The sequence below is a fragment of the Microbacterium sp. genome (genome assembly GCF_046295495.1).
Taxonomy (GTDB): domain Bacteria; phylum Actinomycetota; class Actinomycetes; order Actinomycetales; family Microbacteriaceae; genus Microbacterium.
Genome location: NZ_JBKBNC010000001.1, coordinates 140,289 through 156,819, shown reverse-complemented (window position 1 = coordinate 156,819; position 16,531 = coordinate 140,289). Strand labels below are relative to the sequence as shown.

General features: G+C 71.8%; 20 protein-coding genes. 10 read left to right on the top strand and 10 right to left on the bottom strand.

The features are described from left to right. Positions 1 to 27: 27 nt before the first annotated feature. Genes ACK4LS_RS00845 through ACK4LS_RS00835 form a run of 3 tightly spaced genes read right to left on the bottom strand, consistent with a single transcriptional unit; the run spans position 28 to position 1,468 of the window. Positions 28 to 351 carry a hypothetical protein gene (locus tag ACK4LS_RS00845; RefSeq protein WP_409712137.1) on the bottom strand — a complete coding sequence of 108 codons (324 nt, stop codon included), beginning with the start codon at positions 349 to 351 and terminating at the stop codon, positions 28 to 30. Further along, the gene (locus ACK4LS_RS00840) at positions 348 to 920 is read right to left on the bottom strand and encodes a hypothetical protein (protein ID WP_409712135.1); all 573 of its coding nucleotides are present in this window, start codon (positions 918 to 920) and stop codon (positions 348 to 350) included. Before ACK4LS_RS00840 ends, ACK4LS_RS00845 begins: the two co-directional genes overlap by 4 nt. A 5-nt stretch (positions 921 to 925) precedes the next feature. Further along, entirely contained in the window at positions 926 to 1,468 is a 543-nt protein-coding gene (locus tag ACK4LS_RS00835) for an RNA polymerase sigma factor (protein WP_409712133.1), read from the bottom strand. A 332-nt stretch (positions 1,469 to 1,800) separates the two neighbouring features. On the opposite strand from ACK4LS_RS00835, the gene ACK4LS_RS00830 reads away from it, so the two are divergent. The 5 genes from ACK4LS_RS00830 (at position 1,801) to ACK4LS_RS00810 (ending at position 5,926) form a co-directional block, all read left to right on the top strand. Then, positions 1,801 to 2,643, top strand: a complete 843-nt coding sequence (locus ACK4LS_RS00830; RefSeq protein WP_409712131.1) for an NAD-dependent epimerase/dehydratase family protein — start codon at positions 1,801 to 1,803, stop codon at positions 2,641 to 2,643. A gap of 115 nt (positions 2,644 to 2,758) precedes the next feature. Beyond that, positions 2,759 to 3,334, top strand: a complete 576-nt coding sequence (locus ACK4LS_RS00825) for a VanZ family protein (protein WP_409712129.1) — start codon at positions 2,759 to 2,761, stop codon at positions 3,332 to 3,334. A gap of 74 nt (positions 3,335 to 3,408) precedes the next feature. Further along, positions 3,409 to 3,663 carry a hypothetical protein gene (locus tag ACK4LS_RS00820; protein ID WP_409712127.1) on the top strand — a complete coding sequence of 85 codons (255 nt, stop codon included), beginning with the start codon at positions 3,409 to 3,411 and terminating at the stop codon, positions 3,661 to 3,663. A gap of 214 nt (positions 3,664 to 3,877) precedes the next feature. Next, a complete protein-coding gene (locus ACK4LS_RS00815) occupies positions 3,878 to 5,284 on the top strand; it encodes a dihydrolipoyl dehydrogenase family protein (RefSeq protein WP_409712125.1) in 1,407 nt (468 codons plus the stop codon). Positions 5,285 to 5,296: 12 nt separating this feature from the next. Next, positions 5,297 to 5,926: a TetR/AcrR family transcriptional regulator gene (locus tag ACK4LS_RS00810; RefSeq protein ID WP_409712123.1), complete on the top strand. Its 630-nt coding sequence runs from the start codon at positions 5,297 to 5,299 to the stop codon at positions 5,924 to 5,926. Positions 5,927 to 6,053: 127 nt separating this feature from the next. Here ACK4LS_RS00810 and ACK4LS_RS00805 read toward each other — a convergent pair whose 3' ends face one another. Further along, positions 6,054 to 7,376, bottom strand: a complete 1,323-nt coding sequence (locus tag ACK4LS_RS00805; protein ID WP_409712121.1) for an MFS transporter — start codon at positions 7,374 to 7,376, stop codon at positions 6,054 to 6,056. A gap of 120 nt (positions 7,377 to 7,496) precedes the next feature. Between ACK4LS_RS00805 and ACK4LS_RS00800 the strand changes: the two genes are divergently transcribed. From ACK4LS_RS00800 to ACK4LS_RS00785, 4 genes are all read left to right on the top strand, one after another. Further along, a complete protein-coding gene (locus ACK4LS_RS00800; protein ID WP_409712119.1) occupies positions 7,497 to 7,889 on the top strand; it encodes a PaaI family thioesterase in 393 nt (130 codons plus the stop codon). 278 nt (positions 7,890 to 8,167) lie between these two features. Then, positions 8,168 to 8,683 carry an RNA polymerase sigma factor gene (locus ACK4LS_RS00795; protein ID WP_409712117.1) on the top strand — a complete coding sequence of 172 codons (516 nt, stop codon included), beginning with the start codon at positions 8,168 to 8,170 and terminating at the stop codon, positions 8,681 to 8,683. Further along, positions 8,670 to 9,662, top strand: coding sequence for a hypothetical protein (locus ACK4LS_RS00790; RefSeq protein WP_409712115.1), 993 nt, complete (start codon positions 8,670 to 8,672; stop codon positions 9,660 to 9,662). The genes ACK4LS_RS00795 and ACK4LS_RS00790 overlap by 14 nt, the downstream gene beginning before the upstream one ends. Beyond that, positions 9,659 to 10,042 carry a hypothetical protein gene (locus ACK4LS_RS00785; protein ID WP_409712113.1) on the top strand — a complete coding sequence of 128 codons (384 nt, stop codon included), beginning with the start codon at positions 9,659 to 9,661 and terminating at the stop codon, positions 10,040 to 10,042. The genes ACK4LS_RS00790 and ACK4LS_RS00785 overlap by 4 nt, the downstream gene beginning before the upstream one ends. A 19-nt stretch (positions 10,043 to 10,061) precedes the next feature. On the opposite strand, the gene ACK4LS_RS00780 is transcribed toward ACK4LS_RS00785, so the two are convergent. Next, positions 10,062 to 10,997 carry an aldo/keto reductase gene (locus tag ACK4LS_RS00780; RefSeq protein WP_409712111.1) on the bottom strand — a complete coding sequence of 312 codons (936 nt, stop codon included), beginning with the start codon at positions 10,995 to 10,997 and terminating at the stop codon, positions 10,062 to 10,064. A gap of 114 nt (positions 10,998 to 11,111) precedes the next feature. Here ACK4LS_RS00780 and ACK4LS_RS00775 point away from each other — a divergent pair, with 114 nt between their 5' ends. Further along, entirely contained in the window at positions 11,112 to 11,303 is a 192-nt protein-coding gene (locus ACK4LS_RS00775; RefSeq protein WP_409712109.1) for a zf-TFIIB domain-containing protein, read from the top strand. Between the two features lie 126 nt (positions 11,304 to 11,429). Here the strand turns inward: ACK4LS_RS00775 and ACK4LS_RS00770 are convergent, their stop codons facing one another. The 5 genes from ACK4LS_RS00770 to ACK4LS_RS00750 all read right to left on the bottom strand — a co-directional run bounded on the left by ACK4LS_RS00770 (position 11,430) and on the right by ACK4LS_RS00750 (position 16,453). Beyond that, positions 11,430 to 12,566 carry an adenosine deaminase family protein gene (locus ACK4LS_RS00770; protein WP_409712107.1) on the bottom strand — a complete coding sequence of 379 codons (1,137 nt, stop codon included), beginning with the start codon at positions 12,564 to 12,566 and terminating at the stop codon, positions 11,430 to 11,432. 110 nt (positions 12,567 to 12,676) lie between these two features. Continuing rightward, positions 12,677 to 13,753, bottom strand: a complete 1,077-nt coding sequence (locus tag ACK4LS_RS00765) for a PotD/PotF family extracellular solute-binding protein (protein ID WP_409712105.1) — start codon at positions 13,751 to 13,753, stop codon at positions 12,677 to 12,679. Positions 13,754 to 13,848: 95 nt separating this feature from the next. Further along, positions 13,849 to 14,841, bottom strand: coding sequence for an ABC transporter ATP-binding protein (locus ACK4LS_RS00760; protein WP_409712103.1), 993 nt, complete (start codon positions 14,839 to 14,841; stop codon positions 13,849 to 13,851). Continuing rightward, entirely contained in the window at positions 14,838 to 15,635 is a 798-nt protein-coding gene (locus ACK4LS_RS00755; protein WP_409712101.1) for an ABC transporter permease, read from the bottom strand. Before ACK4LS_RS00755 ends, ACK4LS_RS00760 begins: the two co-directional genes overlap by 4 nt. Further along, on the bottom strand, positions 15,632 to 16,453 hold the full coding sequence (locus ACK4LS_RS00750) for an ABC transporter permease (RefSeq protein WP_409712099.1): 822 nt from the start codon (positions 16,451 to 16,453) through the stop codon (positions 15,632 to 15,634). Before ACK4LS_RS00750 ends, ACK4LS_RS00755 begins: the two co-directional genes overlap by 4 nt. Positions 16,454 to 16,531: the final 78 nt, after the last annotated feature.

Here is a 16,531-nt window from a genome sequence, read left to right as displayed (position 1 = left end):
TCCGCCCGGGGATGGCCGGGAAACGTCTCAGGTCGGCGGCGCGACCAGCCGGGCCACGCGCACGCGCACCGTGGAGGGGATGTCGTCGCCGCCGCCCGCGCCGCGTGCGGCCGCGGCGACGGCCGTCGCGACGAGCGCGCCGTCGACCTCGGAGGACACGCCGATGCAGACCGTGATCGCGCGCGCTCCCTCGACATCGTCGACGGCGGCGAGGGAACCCTCGACGTCGGCCATGTGCTCGAAGGCCCGGGCGACGACGGGCCGCGCGGAGTACGACTCACGCACGCCTTCCACGGCCGTGACGGCGAGGTCGATGCGCGGGGCCAGTTCGGCGGCGGTGATACGGGTCATTCGTTCTGCCCCTCTTCGGTGTGCACGTCGCCGATGGTGACGTCGACGCGGCCGACCTTCAGATCGCCGTGGCGCTCGATCGCCGCGCGGATGCCGTCGCGCATCTCATCGACGGCGGCGGTCATCGGGCGGCCGAACCGCACGCTGACCGTGACGCGCACCTCGAGCGGCGCGTCCGGCGCGGGCTGATCGAGCCGCACGCGGCCCACCAGGACGCCCTCGATGCCATCGCCGACCGAGCGGATGAGCTCGTACAGCGCCCCCTCGGTCACGACGATCTCGGTTCCGTCGGCGGCGCGCACGAGGGGGATGTCGCGTCCGGCGCGGAATTCGCGCATCACCTCGCGCATGATGCTGTCGTACCAGCTGTCGGCGAGGGGCTGCGCCGCCTGCTCCTCGACGATCTCGCGCGAGAGACGGCCCATTCGTTCCATCGAGGCCAGGATCGCCTGGCACTCGGCGTTGCGTTCGATCGCGGGGATGCGGGGGGTGCGTCCGCGGTCGAGGTAGGCGGAGAGGTCTTCCAGCGTGTAGCCGGAACCGCCGATGTCGTCGCTATGCTCGCTCATTCCGGTCACCTCCACTCCTGCATGCGTTCCAACACGGTCTTGCGCGCCCGGGCGAGGCGGCCGCGGACGGTGGCCGCGGACTCTCCCACCTCGACGGCGATCTCGTCGTAACTGTGCCCGCCGACCTCGCGCAGCACCCAGACCACGCGCAGTTCTTCGGGGAGCTCCGCCAACACCTTCTTCAGCGCGTCCATCTGCGACGACGCCACGGCGGAGCGTTCCGGATCATCCGTCGAGGAGACCATCTCCTCGTCGATCTGATCCGAGATCCGGCGCGACCGCAGGCGGTCGGTCGCCTTGCGCGAGACGATCGTCGTGAGCCAGCTTCGCACCTTCTCGGGATCTGTCAGGTCGGGAAGGCGGCGCCACGCCGTGATGAGCGCCTCCTGCACGCAATCGTCGGCGTCGGCCCGTGACCCGGTCAGGCGCGTCGCGAAAGCGACGAGGAACGGTGCGTGCCGGCGGACGAGCACTCCGAACGCCAACTGGTCGCCGTCGGCCGCGCGCGCCGCGAGGAACGCGTCGGTGGCGGAGGACAAAGAGGGCATCGTGTTTCCTGTCAGCAGATCGTCCGGTCGCGTGATGACACTTCGCGAAACGGATCCGTCCCCGTAGCGAAACACCCCGCCCGCGGTTCGGTCGGGGATCTTGACGAAACGGCGAACTCGTGGCAGAGGTGGTCGACTCGCCTTCGTCGTCGCGGACATCCCGAGCGATGAGGACGACGAGCAGCGGATGACGTGCACCCGCTGACGTCCGGCCCGACCGCGTGTCGCGCGCAGCCGGGAGCCGTATCCCCGCGGACGTCGCCCGTCGCGCGCGTCGTGTCGGGAGAGGACGCTAACGTCGGTGGCATCCTCCCCCGACCCTTTGGAGTCCCATGCGCATCGCCCTCACCGGCTCGTCCGGCAAACTCGGCTCCGTCGTCGCGCGCGAACTGCGCGCCGCGGGCCATGACGTCATCGGCCTCGACGTGCGCGGCGAGCGCGGCCCCGGGTTCGTTCAGGTCGACCTCACCGACTACGGCCAGGTCGTCGACGCCCTCGCCGGCGTGAACGATCAGCACGAGGGCGTCGATGCGCTCGTGCACCTCGGTGCGATCCCGGCTCCCGGCATCCGCTCCGACGTCGCGACGTTCCACAACAACATGACGAGCACGTTCAACGTGTTCTGGGCGGCCGTGCGGCTCGGCATCGACAAGATCGTCTACGCCTCCAGCGAGACGGTGCTCGGTCTGCCCTTCGACGTCCCGCCGCCGTACATCCCCGTCGACGAGGAGTACGCACCGCGGCCCGAGTCGGTGTACTCGCTGGTGAAGACGCTCGAGGAGCGCCTCGCGGTCGAGCTCGTTCGCTGGAACCCCTCGCTCTCGATCACCGCGCTGCGTTTCTCGAACGTCATGGTGCCCGACGACTACGCGGAATTCCCCTTCGACGCCGACGCGCGCACCCGCAAGTGGAACCTGTGGGGCTACATCGACGCACGCGACGGCGCGCAGGCGATCGAACGCGCCCTCGAGACCGCCCCCGCCGGGTTCGAGACCTTCATCATCGCCGCGGCCGACACCGTCACGACCCGGTTCAACGCCGAGCTCGTCGGCGAGGTGTTCCCCGGCGTCGAGACGCGGGGCGACCTCGGCGAGAACACCACCCTGCTCTCGATCGACAAGGCGCGCCGGCTGCTCGGCTACGACCCGCAGCACTCCTGGCGCGACCACCGCTGAGGTCCGACGCCGCCCCGCTTCGGCCGGGTGGCGTCGGTCCCGGACCGCGACGCACCCGTCGCCGCGGTCCGGGACCGAACGTGCGCCGCACCGTGCGCGTCGCAGAGAGCAGTGAATGAGAACCATCGAAGTCCCGATGCTCCCGATCGTGATTCCCCTCGGGGCCGTGATCTTCGTCGTGCTGCTCCGGGTGCTCCGCTCCCGCGGCCGGGTCACGCTTCCCCGGGCGAGCGTCGCGGCTGTGCTCGCGGTCTACGTGGGCGGAGTGGTCGCCAACACCGTCTTCCCGATCTTCGTCTGGGTGGGTGCCCGGCCCGACTACGGGCCTGAACCGCTGGCGCTGTACCTCGTCCCCTTCGTCGACTACGGGCTCGAGGATGCGCTCATCAACGTCGCGGTGTTCGTCCCGCTCGGTGTCCTCATCCCCCTGCTCACCGCGCGGCCGAGCTGGGGGAAGGTGATCGCGATCGTCGCCGCCTCGAGCCTCACCATCGAGGTGGCCCAGATGGCCATCTCGGAGCTGACGTCCGGCGGACACCTCGCCGACATCAACGACTGGATGACGAACATCCTGGGCGGCGTGATCGGCTACGGCCTGTTCGTCCTCCTGACGCGGTCCGACTCGGTCGCTGCATTCGTCCGACGGTTCCGGTGGCCGGCGCGCGAGGGCGCGGGCATCCGGTCGGCGTGAACGGTGGGGCACGCGGACGTGCCCCGCACCCGAGAGGCGGCCCCCGCGCGACGAGGGCGTGACAGACTCACCGCATGAACGCCGACGAGCCTGTCATCCCCCTGCCGACGGCGACCGAGAAGGAAGTGAGCTTCCTCGCTCGCAGCGGAGCGGTCGTGACGCTGCGGCTCATCGACACGGGCCGGTTCGAGGTCAAGCTCGACACCCGCGGCGACTACACCGCGACGCTGCTGCACGACGGCGAGACCTTCGAGTTGCACCCCGCCCCCGGAGTGCACGCGATCGGCGGCACCGACCTCACCGCGACCGACCTGTACGAGCGCTTCTGAGCGGACGGCGTGCGGTAGCGGCCCGGTCGTCGCTGCAACGCCCTCGCCGCACCCGCGCGCACCTGCGCGCGGCGCACCGCACCGGCTGAGCTGGTCCGCACGGTGGTGCGACGGCGATCGAATCGCACGACCGGATCCGCGCACGCGCGCAAGCCCCGTCGCCTCCCGCGCTCCTCCGGCTTGACTGGGGTCCTCGACCCTCCGGGAGGACACCGTGCAACACGCCGACACGTACGACATCGCCGTGATCGGCGCGGGTCCGGCCGGTACGGCTGCCGCGCTGCGGGCCGCGGAGCTCGGTGCCCGGGTCGTGGTGCTCGAAGCCGGGCGGGTCGGTGGTACCTGCGTGAACACCGGGTGCGTCCCCACGCGCGTGCTCGCCAAGGCCGCCCGGCTCATGCGCGAGACGCGCTCGGCCGACGATTACGGCATCGTCGTCGACGAGCCGCGCGTGGACTGGTCGGCCGTGGTCACGCGCGTGCACGAGCGGGTGGATGCCGTGCGGTCGATCAAACGCGAGGCGGAGCGCTTCGCCGCCGCGGGCGTCGACCTCGTCCAGGAGGGCCGCGCGCGCTTCGCCGACGAGCACACGCTCGTGCTCGACAGCGGCCGCCGAGTGCGGGCCGAGTCGATCCTCGTGTGCGTCGGCGGGCACTCCCGCCGACTGCCGATCCCGGGCGCCGAACTGGCCACCGTCCCGGAGGACGTGCTCTCGCTGACCGCGCTCCCCCGCCGCGTCGCGGTGATCGGGGCGGGCAACACCGGCGCCCAGCTCGTCACGGTCTTCCGCTCCTTCGGCTCCGAGGTCACGCTGCTGGATGTCGCGCCCCGCGTTCTCATGGCATCCGATGCCTCGATCTCCGAGGTGATCGCGGCATCGCTCACGGCGCACGGCGTCGATGTGCGCACCGGCATCGAGACGGTCGAGCGACTCGACCGCACCGACGACGGCGCCATCGCGCTCACGTGGCGCGAGAAGGGCGAGTCGAACACCCTCGACGTCGACGTGGTCGTGATGGCGACCGGATGGCCGGCCGACGTCGAAGACCTCGGGCTCGAGAACGCCGGAGTCGACGTGGAGCGCTCGGCGATCCCCGTCGACCGGTACTTCCGCACGATCGTCCCGCACATCCTCGCGGTGGGGGATGCCAACGGCCGCGACATGCTCGTGCAGGCCGCGCAGTTCGAGGGCGAGGCGGCGGCCGAGAACGCGGTGCTGGGTGCGAACCGGCGCACGCCCCATCACCTGCTCCCGGCCGGCGGGTTCACCGACCCCGACTACGCCGGCGTCGGCCTGACCGAGGAGCAGGCGCGCGACCGCGATCCCTCGTGCGTCGTGGCGACGGTGCGCTTCGCCGACCTCGACCGCGCGGTGATCGACGACCGCGAGAACGGCTTCCTCATGCTCATCGCCGACCGGCGCCGCGAGCTGGTGCTCGGCGCGCACGCGGTCGGCGAGAACGCCGTCGAGGTCATCCAGTCGGTCACCACGGCCATGGCGGCGGGCATCGACGTGGCGACCCTCGCCGGGGTGCGCTTCGCCTACCCCACCTACAGCGCCGTGATCGGCAACGCGGCGCGCGCGCTGCTGCACGCCGACGCCCCCGCGTTGCTGGAGTGACACACTGAAACCGTGACCGCCGCCGACGCCACCCCGACGACCGTCTCCGCCGGCTCCCCCGCTCGGCGGGGACGCCCCGGGTACGACCGCGACGGCATCCTCGCCGTCGCGGTGCAGCTGTTCAACGAGCAGGGCTTCGACGCGACGAGCGTGTCCGACCTCGCCCGCCGCCTCGGCTTGGCGAAGTCGGCCCTGTACCACCACTTCTCCTCGAAGGAGGAGTTGCTCTCGGTCGCGCTCGAGGCGGCCCTGGGTGGTCTCGAGGCGGTGCTGGACGACCCCCGCGCCGGCGAGGGAGCGGCATCCGATCGTCTGCGCTTCGTGCTCATCGGCGCGACCGACGTGCTCGTGGCGCAGCTGCCGGCGGTGACGCTGCTGCTGCGTGTGCGGGGCAACGGGGCCGTCGAGCAGGCGGCACTCGAGCGTCGACGCGTCTTCGACCACCGCGTGACCGCCCTGGTGGCCGCGGCCCAGGCCGAGGGCGACGTGCGCGACGACGTCGACGCCGCCGTCGCCGCACGCCTGCTGTTCGGCATGATCAACTCGGTCGTGGAGTGGTACCGGCCGGGCGGCGGCGTCGACGGTGACCGCCTGGGCGCCGACATCGTGCGCATCGCGCTCGACGGTCTGCGCACCACCTGAACCCCGGCCCCACCTCGGCGGGCCGCACCGCGCCGGGATCACCCTCGTGTCGGGACCGCCCGCCCGCACGGCCGCGCACCGGGTGCTCTCGCACTGTGCGCGTCATCCCGACCACACCGGAACAGGATCACGCCCGCAGGTCGACGCCCTTCGGCTCCTTGATGAACGACACGGCCACGAGCGAGACGAGCGCCGCGACCGCGATGTAGGCGCCGATCGTCCACGAGGCTCCGGTCGAGCGCAGCAGCGCCTCGGCGATCATCGGCGCGAACGCCCCGCCCATGATGGCGCCGAGCGCGTACCCGATCGACACCCCCGAGTAGCGCACGTTGGCGGGGAACATCTCGGCGTAGAGCGCCGCCTGCGGTCCGTAGGAGAGGCCGAGGCCGAGCGTCATCACGAACAGCGCCACGAAGTACCAGACGATGTTCGCGGTGTCGATCAGGAACCACATCGGCACGGCCCACACCGCCAGGAGCAGGTAGCCGAGCTGGAAGGTGCGCACGCGCCCGAGCGTGTCGGAGAGTCGGCCGCCCCACAGGGTGAAGCCGAGCCACCCGAAGGATGCCAGGGTCGTGGCCAGCAGCACGGTCGGGCGCTCGAGACCGAGCACCGAGACCGCGTAGGTCGCGAAGAACGCGATCAGCAGGTAGCCGGCGGCGTTGTTGCCGATGAACACCAGCGCGGTGAGCGCGACCTGACGCCAGTTCGTGCGGAAGAGCTGGCCGAGTGGGGCCGACGACTCCTTGCGGCGGCGCACGAGGTCTTCGAAGACCGGGCTCTCCTCGACGGCGCGACGGATGACGTAGCCCACCACGATGAGCACGATCGAGAAGAGGAACGGCACGCGCCATCCCCACGCGAGGAAGGCCTCGGCCGACATCGACGAGGTGAGGATCCACAGCGTCGCGGTGGCGAGGATCATGCCGACCGGAACGCCGATCTGCGGATACGCGCCGAAGTAGCCGCGACGGTTCACCGGTGCGTGCTCGACCGACAGCAGCGCGGCGCCGCCCCATTCCCCTCCGGCGGAGAAGCCCTGGAGGACGCGGAGGAGGATCAGCAGGATCGGGGCGGCGATGCCGATGGCCGCGTAGGTGGGCAGCACGCCGATGAGCGCGGTCGACACGCCCATCATGATGAGCGTCAACACGAGCATCTTCTTGCGGCCCAAGCGGTCACCGAGGTACCCGGCGACCACGGCGCCGAGCGGGCGGAAGAGGAACGAGATGCCGATCGTGGCCCACGACAGCACCTGGGCCACCGTGGGGTCGGACTCGGCGAGCGGGGCGAGGAATAGCGGCGCGAGCACGAGGCCGGCCGCCTGGGCGTAGATGAAGAAGTCGTACCACTCGATCGAGGTGCCCACGAGGGTGCCGGCGAGCACGCGCCGTTCCTCTCGGGTCACGCCGGTGGTGGCGGGGGCGGATGCCGCTGTCTGCGAGGCCATGAGAACTCCGTCGTTCCGTGGGCGGTGGGAAAGCCCCGTCGGAGGACACGTTACCGACCGAGCGTTCAGTAATAGTGTCAGAGTGGAGTCCGCCCGACAAGAGGCGGGGAAGGAGCCGTGATGACACCCTGGATCATCGTCCCCGGCGCTCTCGATGAGCGCCTGGGCATCGTCGTCATCGAGCAGTCGGCCGACCGCGTCGCCGCCACCATGCCCGTCACCGGCAACACGCAGTCTCTCGGGCGCCTCCACGGCGGAGCGACGGCGGCCCTGGCCGAGGCGGTGGGCTCGTGGGCCGCGATGATCCACGCCTCGACCCTCGGCCGGGTCTGCGTCGGGGTCGACCTCAACATCACGCACCACCGCGGCGCCCGCGACGGCCGTATCCACGCGGTCGCGACGCCCGCCCACCGCGGACGGCGCGTGGCGACGTACGACGTCCGCGTCGTCGACGACGACGGACGTCTCGTCGCGACGGCGCGCATCACGAACCTCGTCGTCGATCCGGACTGAGCGCGGTGGTCTGGCATCCTTGATCGCATGACGGGGATCCGAGGGGTTGCACCGCCCCCCAGCGGCGCAACCCCTCGCCCGTCGACGTCTGACCCGAACATCGGTCGACAGGCGTGCGGGCGTCTCCTCGAAGCCGGAGAAGACACCCACCCCCACCACTGCGGTGTCATGGCCGGGCCATTCCTTACACACCCGCGAAAAGAATTTCCGGAATCTCTCGGCGTAAGGATTCGTCGCCTGCCGACACAGCCCACACGAATGCACGGAGACACGCGCCCGTGACCGATGAAACGGAATTCGTGGCGCTCTTCCGCGAGCACCACAATGCGGTTCGACGATTCATCGAACGGCGCGTCTCCGACCGGGAGTCGGCGGCCGACCTCACGATGGACTGCTTCGAGATCGCGTGGCGCAAGCGGGATCCACGCGATCCGTTCGGCCTGCCGTGGCTGTATCGCACCGCGCGGAACCTCATCGCCAACGAATACCGACGACGAGACAGGGAGGCAGCGTTATGGTCGCACATCGAAGACAACGTTCGTTCCCTGTCGCGCGAGTCCGGATCGGCCCTGACCGAACGCCTCATCGAGGCGATCCGGGCGCTCCCCGAACGCGAGCGCGAGATCCTCTGGTTGACCTACTGGGAGGAGCTGTCGGCGGCCGAGGTGGCGGTCGTCATCGGCATGAACACGGGTGCCGTGTGGACCCGTCTGAACCGCGTTCGGGCACGCCTTCGCCCCCTGCTCGGCGAGACCGTGCCGACCGTCGAGGAGGTGTCCGATGAGCGACGATGACCTCGCGCGCGCCCTCCGCGGTCTCGACCCGGCCCGCACCCCCCTCGACGCGCCGCTCCCCCTCGCCGCCGAGCGACGCCTCCGCGAGATCGTGGGTGGTCCCTCCGCGCGACGGAGGCGCCCGGTGCTCGCCTGGGGGTCCGCGGCGGCGGTGGTCACCCTGATCGTGGCGATCGTGGCCGGGGTCTTCTGGATGCCGGCCCCCTCGGCATCCGCCCTCACCCCGAAGCCGCTCGTCTACGCCCCCGTCGCCGCCGACGCCGCCGAGGTGATCGCCGACGCGCAGCGCCTGCTCGCCGACGACGACGGGCCGAGCGAGGCGCAGCGCCGCTCGCTCTCGCTGGGCTGGTATTTCAGCGCCTCACCCGACGGCGCGGAGGCCACGGTCTTCCGCCGGGAGTGGGTCGACCTGCGGTGGAACGAGAACCTCTCCGGCTCGCTCGTGACCACCGCGGCCGACGCCACGAACGCCGACGGCGACACGGTACCCACCACCGACCCCGTCCCCGGCACGGTCGTGGGCGAGATGCGGTACGTGCAGAACCAGTTCTCGCCGCTCTCGCGCACCCCGCCCGAGCCGACCGCCGCGGCCATGCGCGAGCTCGTGCTGACCTCGACCGGAGCCGGCGACGGCCTCACCGCCGGCGACGCCATGCTGGGCGCGCGCTCCCTGCTCGGCGAGTGGACGCTCACCGGTGAGCAGCAGTCGGCCCTGCTCGACGTGGTCGCCGCGGCACCCGATCTGCGGGTGCTCGGCCAGACGAGCGATCGCCTGGGGCGCCCTGTCGTGGGTCTCGGCGGCATCCCCTCCGGACCGGTCTCCCCGCAGGTGACCCTGCTGCTGTCGACCGAGACCGGACGGATCGTGGGCTTCGAGTCGGCCCTCGCCGAAGCGAACACCGATCTCGACCTGCCCGCCGGGTCGATCACCGACTACACCCTGTGGGACGTGCACGACCGAGAGGACGCACCGCGATGAACGCACCCGAAGACCTGCACCCCGACGTCGCCGCCGCGCTGGAGCGCGTTCCCGGCGGGGTCGTGATCGACGCGCGGCACGCGCACTGGCCCGAGCTCGGAATGCGCATCGACGTGCCCGCCGACGACGAGCGCGCCGTCGGCAGCTGCGCCACCGGGAACGTCTGCGCCTTCAGCGGAACGGGGCTCTCCGGCACACGGGTGTCGTGGTCGTCGTGCGGCACCTACGCGCCCGGGATCACGGTGCGCTCGATCGCGAACGCCCGCTCCGCGGGGTACGTGCAGGCGCGGTCTTCATCGGGGTCGGTGCTCGCCACGGCCATCGCCGGATCGTCGGCGAACGTGTCGGGCGCGGTCGCCGACGTGCGCTGCGTGCCCTGAGCCCGACGTCTTCCCGGGCCTACCGCCAGGGCCGCTCCGCGCGACGGCGCCAGTAGTCGACCGGGTCGTGGGCGAGCCCCCGCCGCACGTCGTCGTCGAGCGTCACGGGCTTCGCGCCCGCTCCGCGGCGCAGGTGCGCGACGGTCGTCGCCCCGGTCAGCACGACGTCGGCGAACGGCTGGGCGAGCGCCGCCGAGAGGGCGAACACGTCGGGGGCGGTTCCGGATGCCGCGGCCTCCAGCCCGCTCCCCCGCGGTGCGCCCGCGAGCTCGCCGTTGGCCAGCACCTCCTTGAGCACGACCGTCCACCCCGCCGCCGACGCCTCTCCGAGGGACGACGCCACGGACTGCTCACGGAGGTTCCAGGTGGCCTGTACGACGGTGAAGGGCGTGTCGTCGAGCGCGAGAGCCGCGCGGACGACGTCCGCCTGCCGCGGCCCGCTCGTCGACATCCCGACGCGCACCCCCTCCTCCCGCAGGCGCCGCATCCGCTCGAGCACGGCGTCGTCGCGGAGCGCCGGGCTGTCGGGGGTGACTGAGTGGATCACGTAGATGTCGGGCCTCGACCCGAGCGCGGCGAGGGTCTCGGGCCACTGGCGGTCGAACATCGCCGCCGAGTGCTCCTTGCGCTCGTGCACGGCGGCATCCATCCGCCATCCGCCGACGTAGGCGTACCCCCATTTCGACCCGATGGTCAGCGCGGCCCGGCGGTCGGGGTGCACCGCGAGCCATGAACCGAGGAACTCCTCGGCGTGCCCGTAGGACCGAGCGGCGTCGACGTACCGGATGCCGAGCGCCCACGCCTCGTCGAGGAGCAGGTGGGCCCGGGCGCGCAGGGCCTCGACCGACCGTGCGGCGGGGTCGCCCAGCTCGTCGTCGCGAGCCGTGGTGATGTAGGCCGGCCGCCCGACGGCGGCGAGGCCGAGGCCCAGACGGGAGGCGGGGGCGTCGTTCATGCTCCGACGCTAGCCGCCGGGCGGGCCGACCGCGCCGGTTCGCGCGCACAATGGATGCGTGATCATCCACGCGGCGCCGAGCGCCTCGGCATCCGCCGCGCGAACGGACGGCCCATGACGTACGCGAACCCCTTCGCCGACGACGCGCAGCCCATCTGCCCGTCGTGCGGTGTGACCATGCATCCGCTCCTGGACGAGGGCATCGGCGCCGACGAATGCCGCGAGTGCGGCTTCCGGATGGCGTGGACCCCGAGGGATGCCGCGCGCCTCGACGACGACGACGAACGCGACACCCGCTGGGACTGAGCGCGACCCGCCCGCGATCACGCGGCACCGGCGCTCGGGCACCCGGCACCGCGCCGGGCCGGCGGAACGGACGGCACGACGCCCCAACGGGCGGCGCGTGGCGGGCGGCACCGGGCGGGCGGTGCGTCAGCGGTGCGCCGCGTCGGGGACGACCCCGAACTCGGCGTCGAGCGCGGCGATCTCGCGCGCGAACGACTCCACCAGTGCCGCACGCGCCGCGCCCGGCAGCCAGGAGGCCGCGGCCGAGGCGAGCGCCATTCGACGCACCTCCGCCGGCGGCGCGCCGATGCCGTCGGAGACGATGCCGTACTCGGCGAGCAGGGTGGTCGGGAACATGCCGGGGTCGTCCGAGCACGGGATGACGTTGAGCCCGGCCTCGATCATCGCGGCGATCGATGCGCGGCGCCACGGCCGCCACGACCGGCGGGACGTGGTCGACGCCACGGTGAAGGCGACCTGCTCATCGCGCAGGCGGGCCACGACGGCGTCGTCCTCGAGCACGTAGTAGCCGTGATCGATGCGGTCGCAGCCGAGCACGTCGAGGCAGGTGATCGTATTGACCGCGGTCGGGGCGTGCTCGGACGAGTGCGCCGTGCGCCGCAGCCCCGCCTCCCCGGCCAGCCGGTAGGCGGCCGCGAAGCGCTCGGGCGGACCGGCCGTCTCGAGGTTGTCGAGCCCGATGCCGGCGACGAGCTCGTGCGGGTCGTCGACCACGCGGCGCACCACCTCGAGCGCCTCCTCGCCGCTGCGACTGCGGTCGATGCCCTGGATCATCAGTCCCGTCATCCCGAAGTCGCGCTCCGCGAGCCGGATGCCCTCGGCGTAGGCCTCGACGGCACCGCGGTACCCGAGCGACTCCAGGTGCGGCGGCAGCGCGTCGAAGAACAGCTCGAGGTGGCGCGTGCCGCTCAGGCGGTGCGCGTCCTCGAACGCCTCGTAGACGATGCGGGTGAGGTCATCGGCGTCGCGCAGCACCTCGACGACCCAGTTCGACACCTGGAAGAGCGAGTACGACACCTCCGGCTCGTCGGCGCTGCGCTCGTGCGGCACGGGGATGCGCGTGTCGCGGTACAGCGCGGGATCCGGGGGCAGGGAGTTGATGTCGGCGAAGATCCGCTCGGGATCCGCCGGCAGGGCCAGCGACTCCCTACGGGCGAGCTCCGCGAACGTCGACGCGCGCACCGTGCCGATGAGGTGGCAGTGCAGGTCGGCCTTGGGCAGGCGGCGGAGGTAGTCGGCGGGGAGGGGCGGTGCGGAGATCATGGAGCCGTTCGAACGTCGAGAGGCGGACGGGGATCCCGCCCACCCCGGTGGGGTTCCGGGATGGGCGGGCGGCCGTCGAGGCGGGGGGTCCGCGACGGCCGGTCGGGGGGTCAGCGCGACGTGACCTCGCGCGCGAAGCGCTCCACCCACTGGGCACGGTACGGGAGCACCTCGGCGGGATCGAGCGTGGCGTAGCCGGCGGCCACCGGGTCGGCGGCGATGTCGCCCACGACGGCGGTGATCTCGTCGGGGATCTCGGCGTCGAGCGCGACCGGGAGGTCGCCGACGATCTTCGCCGATGCGCTCTGCGCCTCAACCGACAGGAGATAGTCGATGAACGCGTACGCGCCCTCGAGATTGGGGGCGCCCGCGGGGATCATGGCGCGGTTCGTCGCCATGTAGCGTCCCTCGGTCGGCGCCGTCCAGGCCACCGGCTCACCGGAGGCGATGAGGGTGGTCGCGAAGCCGCTCAAGGCGTCTGCCGCGACGATCTCGCCCTGGGTGAGCAGGTTCGTCACCTCGGTGGACGAGGTGTAGAACTGCAGGATGCCGGGGGCCCATCCGCCGATGGTCGAGTAGGCCGCGTCGACGTCGTAGGGCCCCGATCCGTAGACCGAGGCGACGCCGGACACCGCGAGCTGACCGGCGGTCACGGAGATGTCGGGGAAGGCGAGGCGACCGGCGAGGGCGGGGTCGGCGTAGAGAGACCAGTCGGCGGCCTGCGCGGCGGTGACCTGCTCGGTGGCGTAGAGCGTGCCGTTGAGCTGGTAGCTGTAGGCCGGGCCGTCGAAGCCGTCCTCGACGGCGAAGTCGGCGATGTTCGCCAGGTTCGGCACGTCGGATTCGTCGAAGTCCTGGAACAGGTCCTGCTCCTGCCCCGACGCGGCGAAGGTGTCGGAGATGAGCATGACGTCGATGCCCGGGTCGCCGGCCGCGAGCTGCAGCTGCGACAACCGGTCGGCGTTGCTACCGGTCTCGACCTCGACCCGGATGCCGGTCTTCTCGGTGAAGGGGTCGATGATCGCCTGCTGGAACTCCTCCACGCCGAACGGGAAGGTGCTGACGACGATGGTGTCGCTCGAGGCGGCGTCGTCGCCGGAGCCGGAGCATCCGGTGGCCACGAGAGCGGTGGCGACGACGACGGACGAGGCCGCGAGCAGGCGGCGGGTGGGGAGGGGGCGGATCATGCGGGGTCCTCTCGTGCGCGGGCGGGGCCGCGGGCGGATGGGCGAAGGTGGGGCGGATGGAGCGTTCGGGGGCGCGGGGGCGCGGTCGGGGCGTCTCAGGCGGCGAGGCGGATGAGGCGGTGGGCGGGCGCGGACACGGTGATCCGGTCTCCGGCGCGGGCGGTGACGTCCTCGTCGCGGACGTCGGCGACCAGCCGCACCGCGGTGCCCTGCGCGTCGACCGTCTCGACGGTCACGAGGCGGTCCACGCCGCGGTACGCGACGTCGGTGACGGTGCCGTCGAGCGCGAGGCCCTCCCCCGGGATGCCGCGGCCCACGGCCAGGTGCTCCGGGCGGATCGTCGCGAGGGCACCGTCGGGCAGCGACAGGAAGTTCTCGTAGCCGAGGAACTCCGCGACGAAGCGGTTGGCCGGGGCGGTGAAGACCTCGCTCGGTGCGCCCTCCTGCATGATGCGGCCTTCACGCATCAGCACCATCCGGTCCGACATCTCGAGCGCCTCGTCCTGGTCGTGCGTGACCAGGACGACGGTCAGGCCGGTCTCGGCCTGGATACGACGGATCTCGGCGCGCATCTGCACGCGCAGCCGTGCGTCGAGGTTCGACAGCGGCTCGTCCAGGAGCAGCAGCGTGGGCCGGATGGCGATCGCGCGGGCGAGCGCGACGCGCTGCTGCTGGCCGCCCGAGAGCTTCTTGGGGCGGCTCGCCGCGAGGTGGCCCAGTCCGACGAGGTCGAGGGCCTCCGCCACGCGCCGCCGCCGCTCGGGCGCCGCCACCTTGCGCAGCTTGAGGCCGTAGCCGACGTTCTCGGCGACGCTCAAGTGCGGGAAGAGAGCGTACGACTGGAACACCATGCCCAGGCCGCGCCGCTCGGGCGGCGTGCGAGTGGCATCCGTCCCGGCGATCATGATGCGCCCGGAGGTGGGCTGCGCGTATCCGGCGAGCATGCGCAGCGAGGTGGTCTTGCCGCAACCGCTCGGGCCGAGCAGGGTGGTGAGCTTCCCGGTGGGGATGGCGAGGTCGATCGCGTCGACGGCGGTGAAGTCGCCGAACCGCTGGGTGACCCCGACGAACTCTGCTGCAGTGGTCATCGGTTGATCCCTCCGAAGATGCGGGCGAAGCCGACGGTGCGTTCGGCGATGACGGCGACGACGACGGTCCCCGCGAGGATGATGGTGCTCGTGGCCGCGACCATGGGGTCGTAGCTCTGCTGGACGTAATCGAGCATCGTCACCGGGAGCGTGCGCACGTCGCGACTCTGCAGGAGCAGCGACAGCGGCACGTTGTTGAACGAGGTGACGAAGCTCAGCAGCCCGGCCGAGAAGATGCCGGGGCGCAGCAGCGGCAGCGTCACCGTGAAGAAGGTGCGCACCGGCGAGGCGCCGAGCCCGCGGGCCGCCTCCTCGATGCTCGGGTCGGCCAGCGCCAGCGACGCGCCGGTCACGCGCACGGCGTACGGGAGCATGAGCACGGTGTGGCCGATGAGCAGCACCGGGAAGTTGTCCAGGCGCAGACCGATGATGAGCTGCTGGTACAGCGCGAGACCGACCACGAGCTCGGGCACGATGAGGGGCGAGAGGAACAGCCCCTCGACGATCCCCTTGCCCGGCAGGCGCCCGCGGTGGATCGCGAGGGTCACCGGCACCCCGATCGCGAGGGCCAGCACGGTCGCCAGCAGCGCGAGCTCGAGGCTCGACACGAGGGCCGAGGTGAACGGGCGGTAGGCGAAGGCCGCCTCGAACCACCGCAGCGAGAAGCCCTCCGGCGGGAACCGCAGCGTGCGTCCTCCCGTGAAGGCCGTCGCCACGACGAAGAGGATCGGCACGATCATGACGATGTAACCGGCGACCGCGAGGGATGCCGCGACGGGGCGGGACGTCTTCACGAGGTGGCCCCCCGTCGCCCGACCACGGCCGACAGGCCCGACACCGCGAAGACCAGGACGGTCATGATGATCGCCGTGGCACTCGCGGCCGCCCAGTCGATCGTGACGCTGGAGTAGGAGTACAGCTGGGTCGACAGCATCCGCTGGCCCGACCCGCCGAGCAGGTAGGGCGTGGTGTAGGCCGTGACGCTGCCCGCGAAGACGAGGGTCGCGGCCACGACCATGCCCGGTGCCGACAGCGGGACCACGATGCCCCAGAACGTTCGCGTGCGCCCGGCGCCCAGACCGCGTGCGGCGTCGTCCAGGCCGGGGTCGACCTGGGCCACCGCGGAGTAGCAGGAGATGACCGCGAGGGGGAGGAACAGCTGCGTCAGGCCCAGCACGATCGCCAGCTCGGTGTAGAGCAACTGCGGGGCGCGCTCGACCAGACCGAGGCCCACCAGCAGCTGGCCGATCGCCCCGTTCGAGCCGAGCAGCACCAGCCACCCGAACGTGCGCACGACGTTGCTGAGGAGGAGGGGGAAGATCGCGAGGGCCAGGAGCACGCCGGCCCAACGCGACGTCGACCGTGCCAGGAGGTAGGCGATCGGGAATCCCAGCGCGATGCACACCGCGGTGACGATGAGTCCGAGGCCCACCGTGCGCCCGACGATGGCGAGGTCGTAGGGGTCGGTGAGCATGCGCCCGAGGCGGGCGAAGATGTCGAGCGCGCTGACCCCGGGTGGGGCGAACAGCATCGCCACCGAGGGGATCAGGAAGCCCACCAGCAGCAGCGCCAGCCCGGGGAGGGCGAGCAGTCCGGTGCGGCGTGAGAGCACGGGCGGACTCCGTTCGTGAGGGGATTCGCAACCGGTTGCGCAACCGGTTGCTACCACCGTAGGGGGCGAAGCGCCGTG

Coding starts and splice junctions, on each gene's coding strand:
- ACK4LS_RS00840 (WP_409712135.1), bottom strand. CDS start 920: ATGAGCGAGCATAGCGACGACATCGGCGGTTCCGGCTACACGCTGGAA.
- ACK4LS_RS00820 (WP_409712127.1), top strand. CDS start 3,409: ATGAACGCCGACGAGCCTGTCATCCCCCTGCCGACGGCGACCGAGAAG.
- ACK4LS_RS00825 (WP_409712129.1), top strand. CDS start 2,759: ATGAGAACCATCGAAGTCCCGATGCTCCCGATCGTGATTCCCCTCGGG.
- ACK4LS_RS00770 (WP_409712107.1), bottom strand. CDS start 12,566: ATGATCTCCGCACCGCCCCTCCCCGCCGACTACCTCCGCCGCCTGCCC.
- ACK4LS_RS00775 (WP_409712109.1), top strand. CDS start 11,112: ATGACGTACGCGAACCCCTTCGCCGACGACGCGCAGCCCATCTGCCCG.
- ACK4LS_RS00780 (WP_409712111.1), bottom strand. CDS start 10,997: ATGAACGACGCCCCCGCCTCCCGTCTGGGCCTCGGCCTCGCCGCCGTC.
- ACK4LS_RS00845 (WP_409712137.1), bottom strand. CDS start 351: ATGACCCGTATCACCGCCGCCGAACTGGCCCCGCGCATCGACCTCGCC.
- ACK4LS_RS00785 (WP_409712113.1), top strand. CDS start 9,659: ATGAACGCACCCGAAGACCTGCACCCCGACGTCGCCGCCGCGCTGGAG.
- ACK4LS_RS00765 (WP_409712105.1), bottom strand. CDS start 13,753: ATGATCCGCCCCCTCCCCACCCGCCGCCTGCTCGCGGCCTCGTCCGTC.
- ACK4LS_RS00760 (WP_409712103.1), bottom strand. CDS start 14,841: ATGACCACTGCAGCAGAGTTCGTCGGGGTCACCCAGCGGTTCGGCGAC.
- ACK4LS_RS00805 (WP_409712121.1), bottom strand. CDS start 7,376: ATGGCCTCGCAGACAGCGGCATCCGCCCCCGCCACCACCGGCGTGACC.
- ACK4LS_RS00800 (WP_409712119.1), top strand. CDS start 7,497: ATGACACCCTGGATCATCGTCCCCGGCGCTCTCGATGAGCGCCTGGGC.
- ACK4LS_RS00835 (WP_409712133.1), bottom strand. CDS start 1,468: ATGCCCTCTTTGTCCTCCGCCACCGACGCGTTCCTCGCGGCGCGCGCG.
- ACK4LS_RS00830 (WP_409712131.1), top strand. CDS start 1,801: ATGCGCATCGCCCTCACCGGCTCGTCCGGCAAACTCGGCTCCGTCGTC.
- ACK4LS_RS00790 (WP_409712115.1), top strand. CDS start 8,670: ATGAGCGACGATGACCTCGCGCGCGCCCTCCGCGGTCTCGACCCGGCC.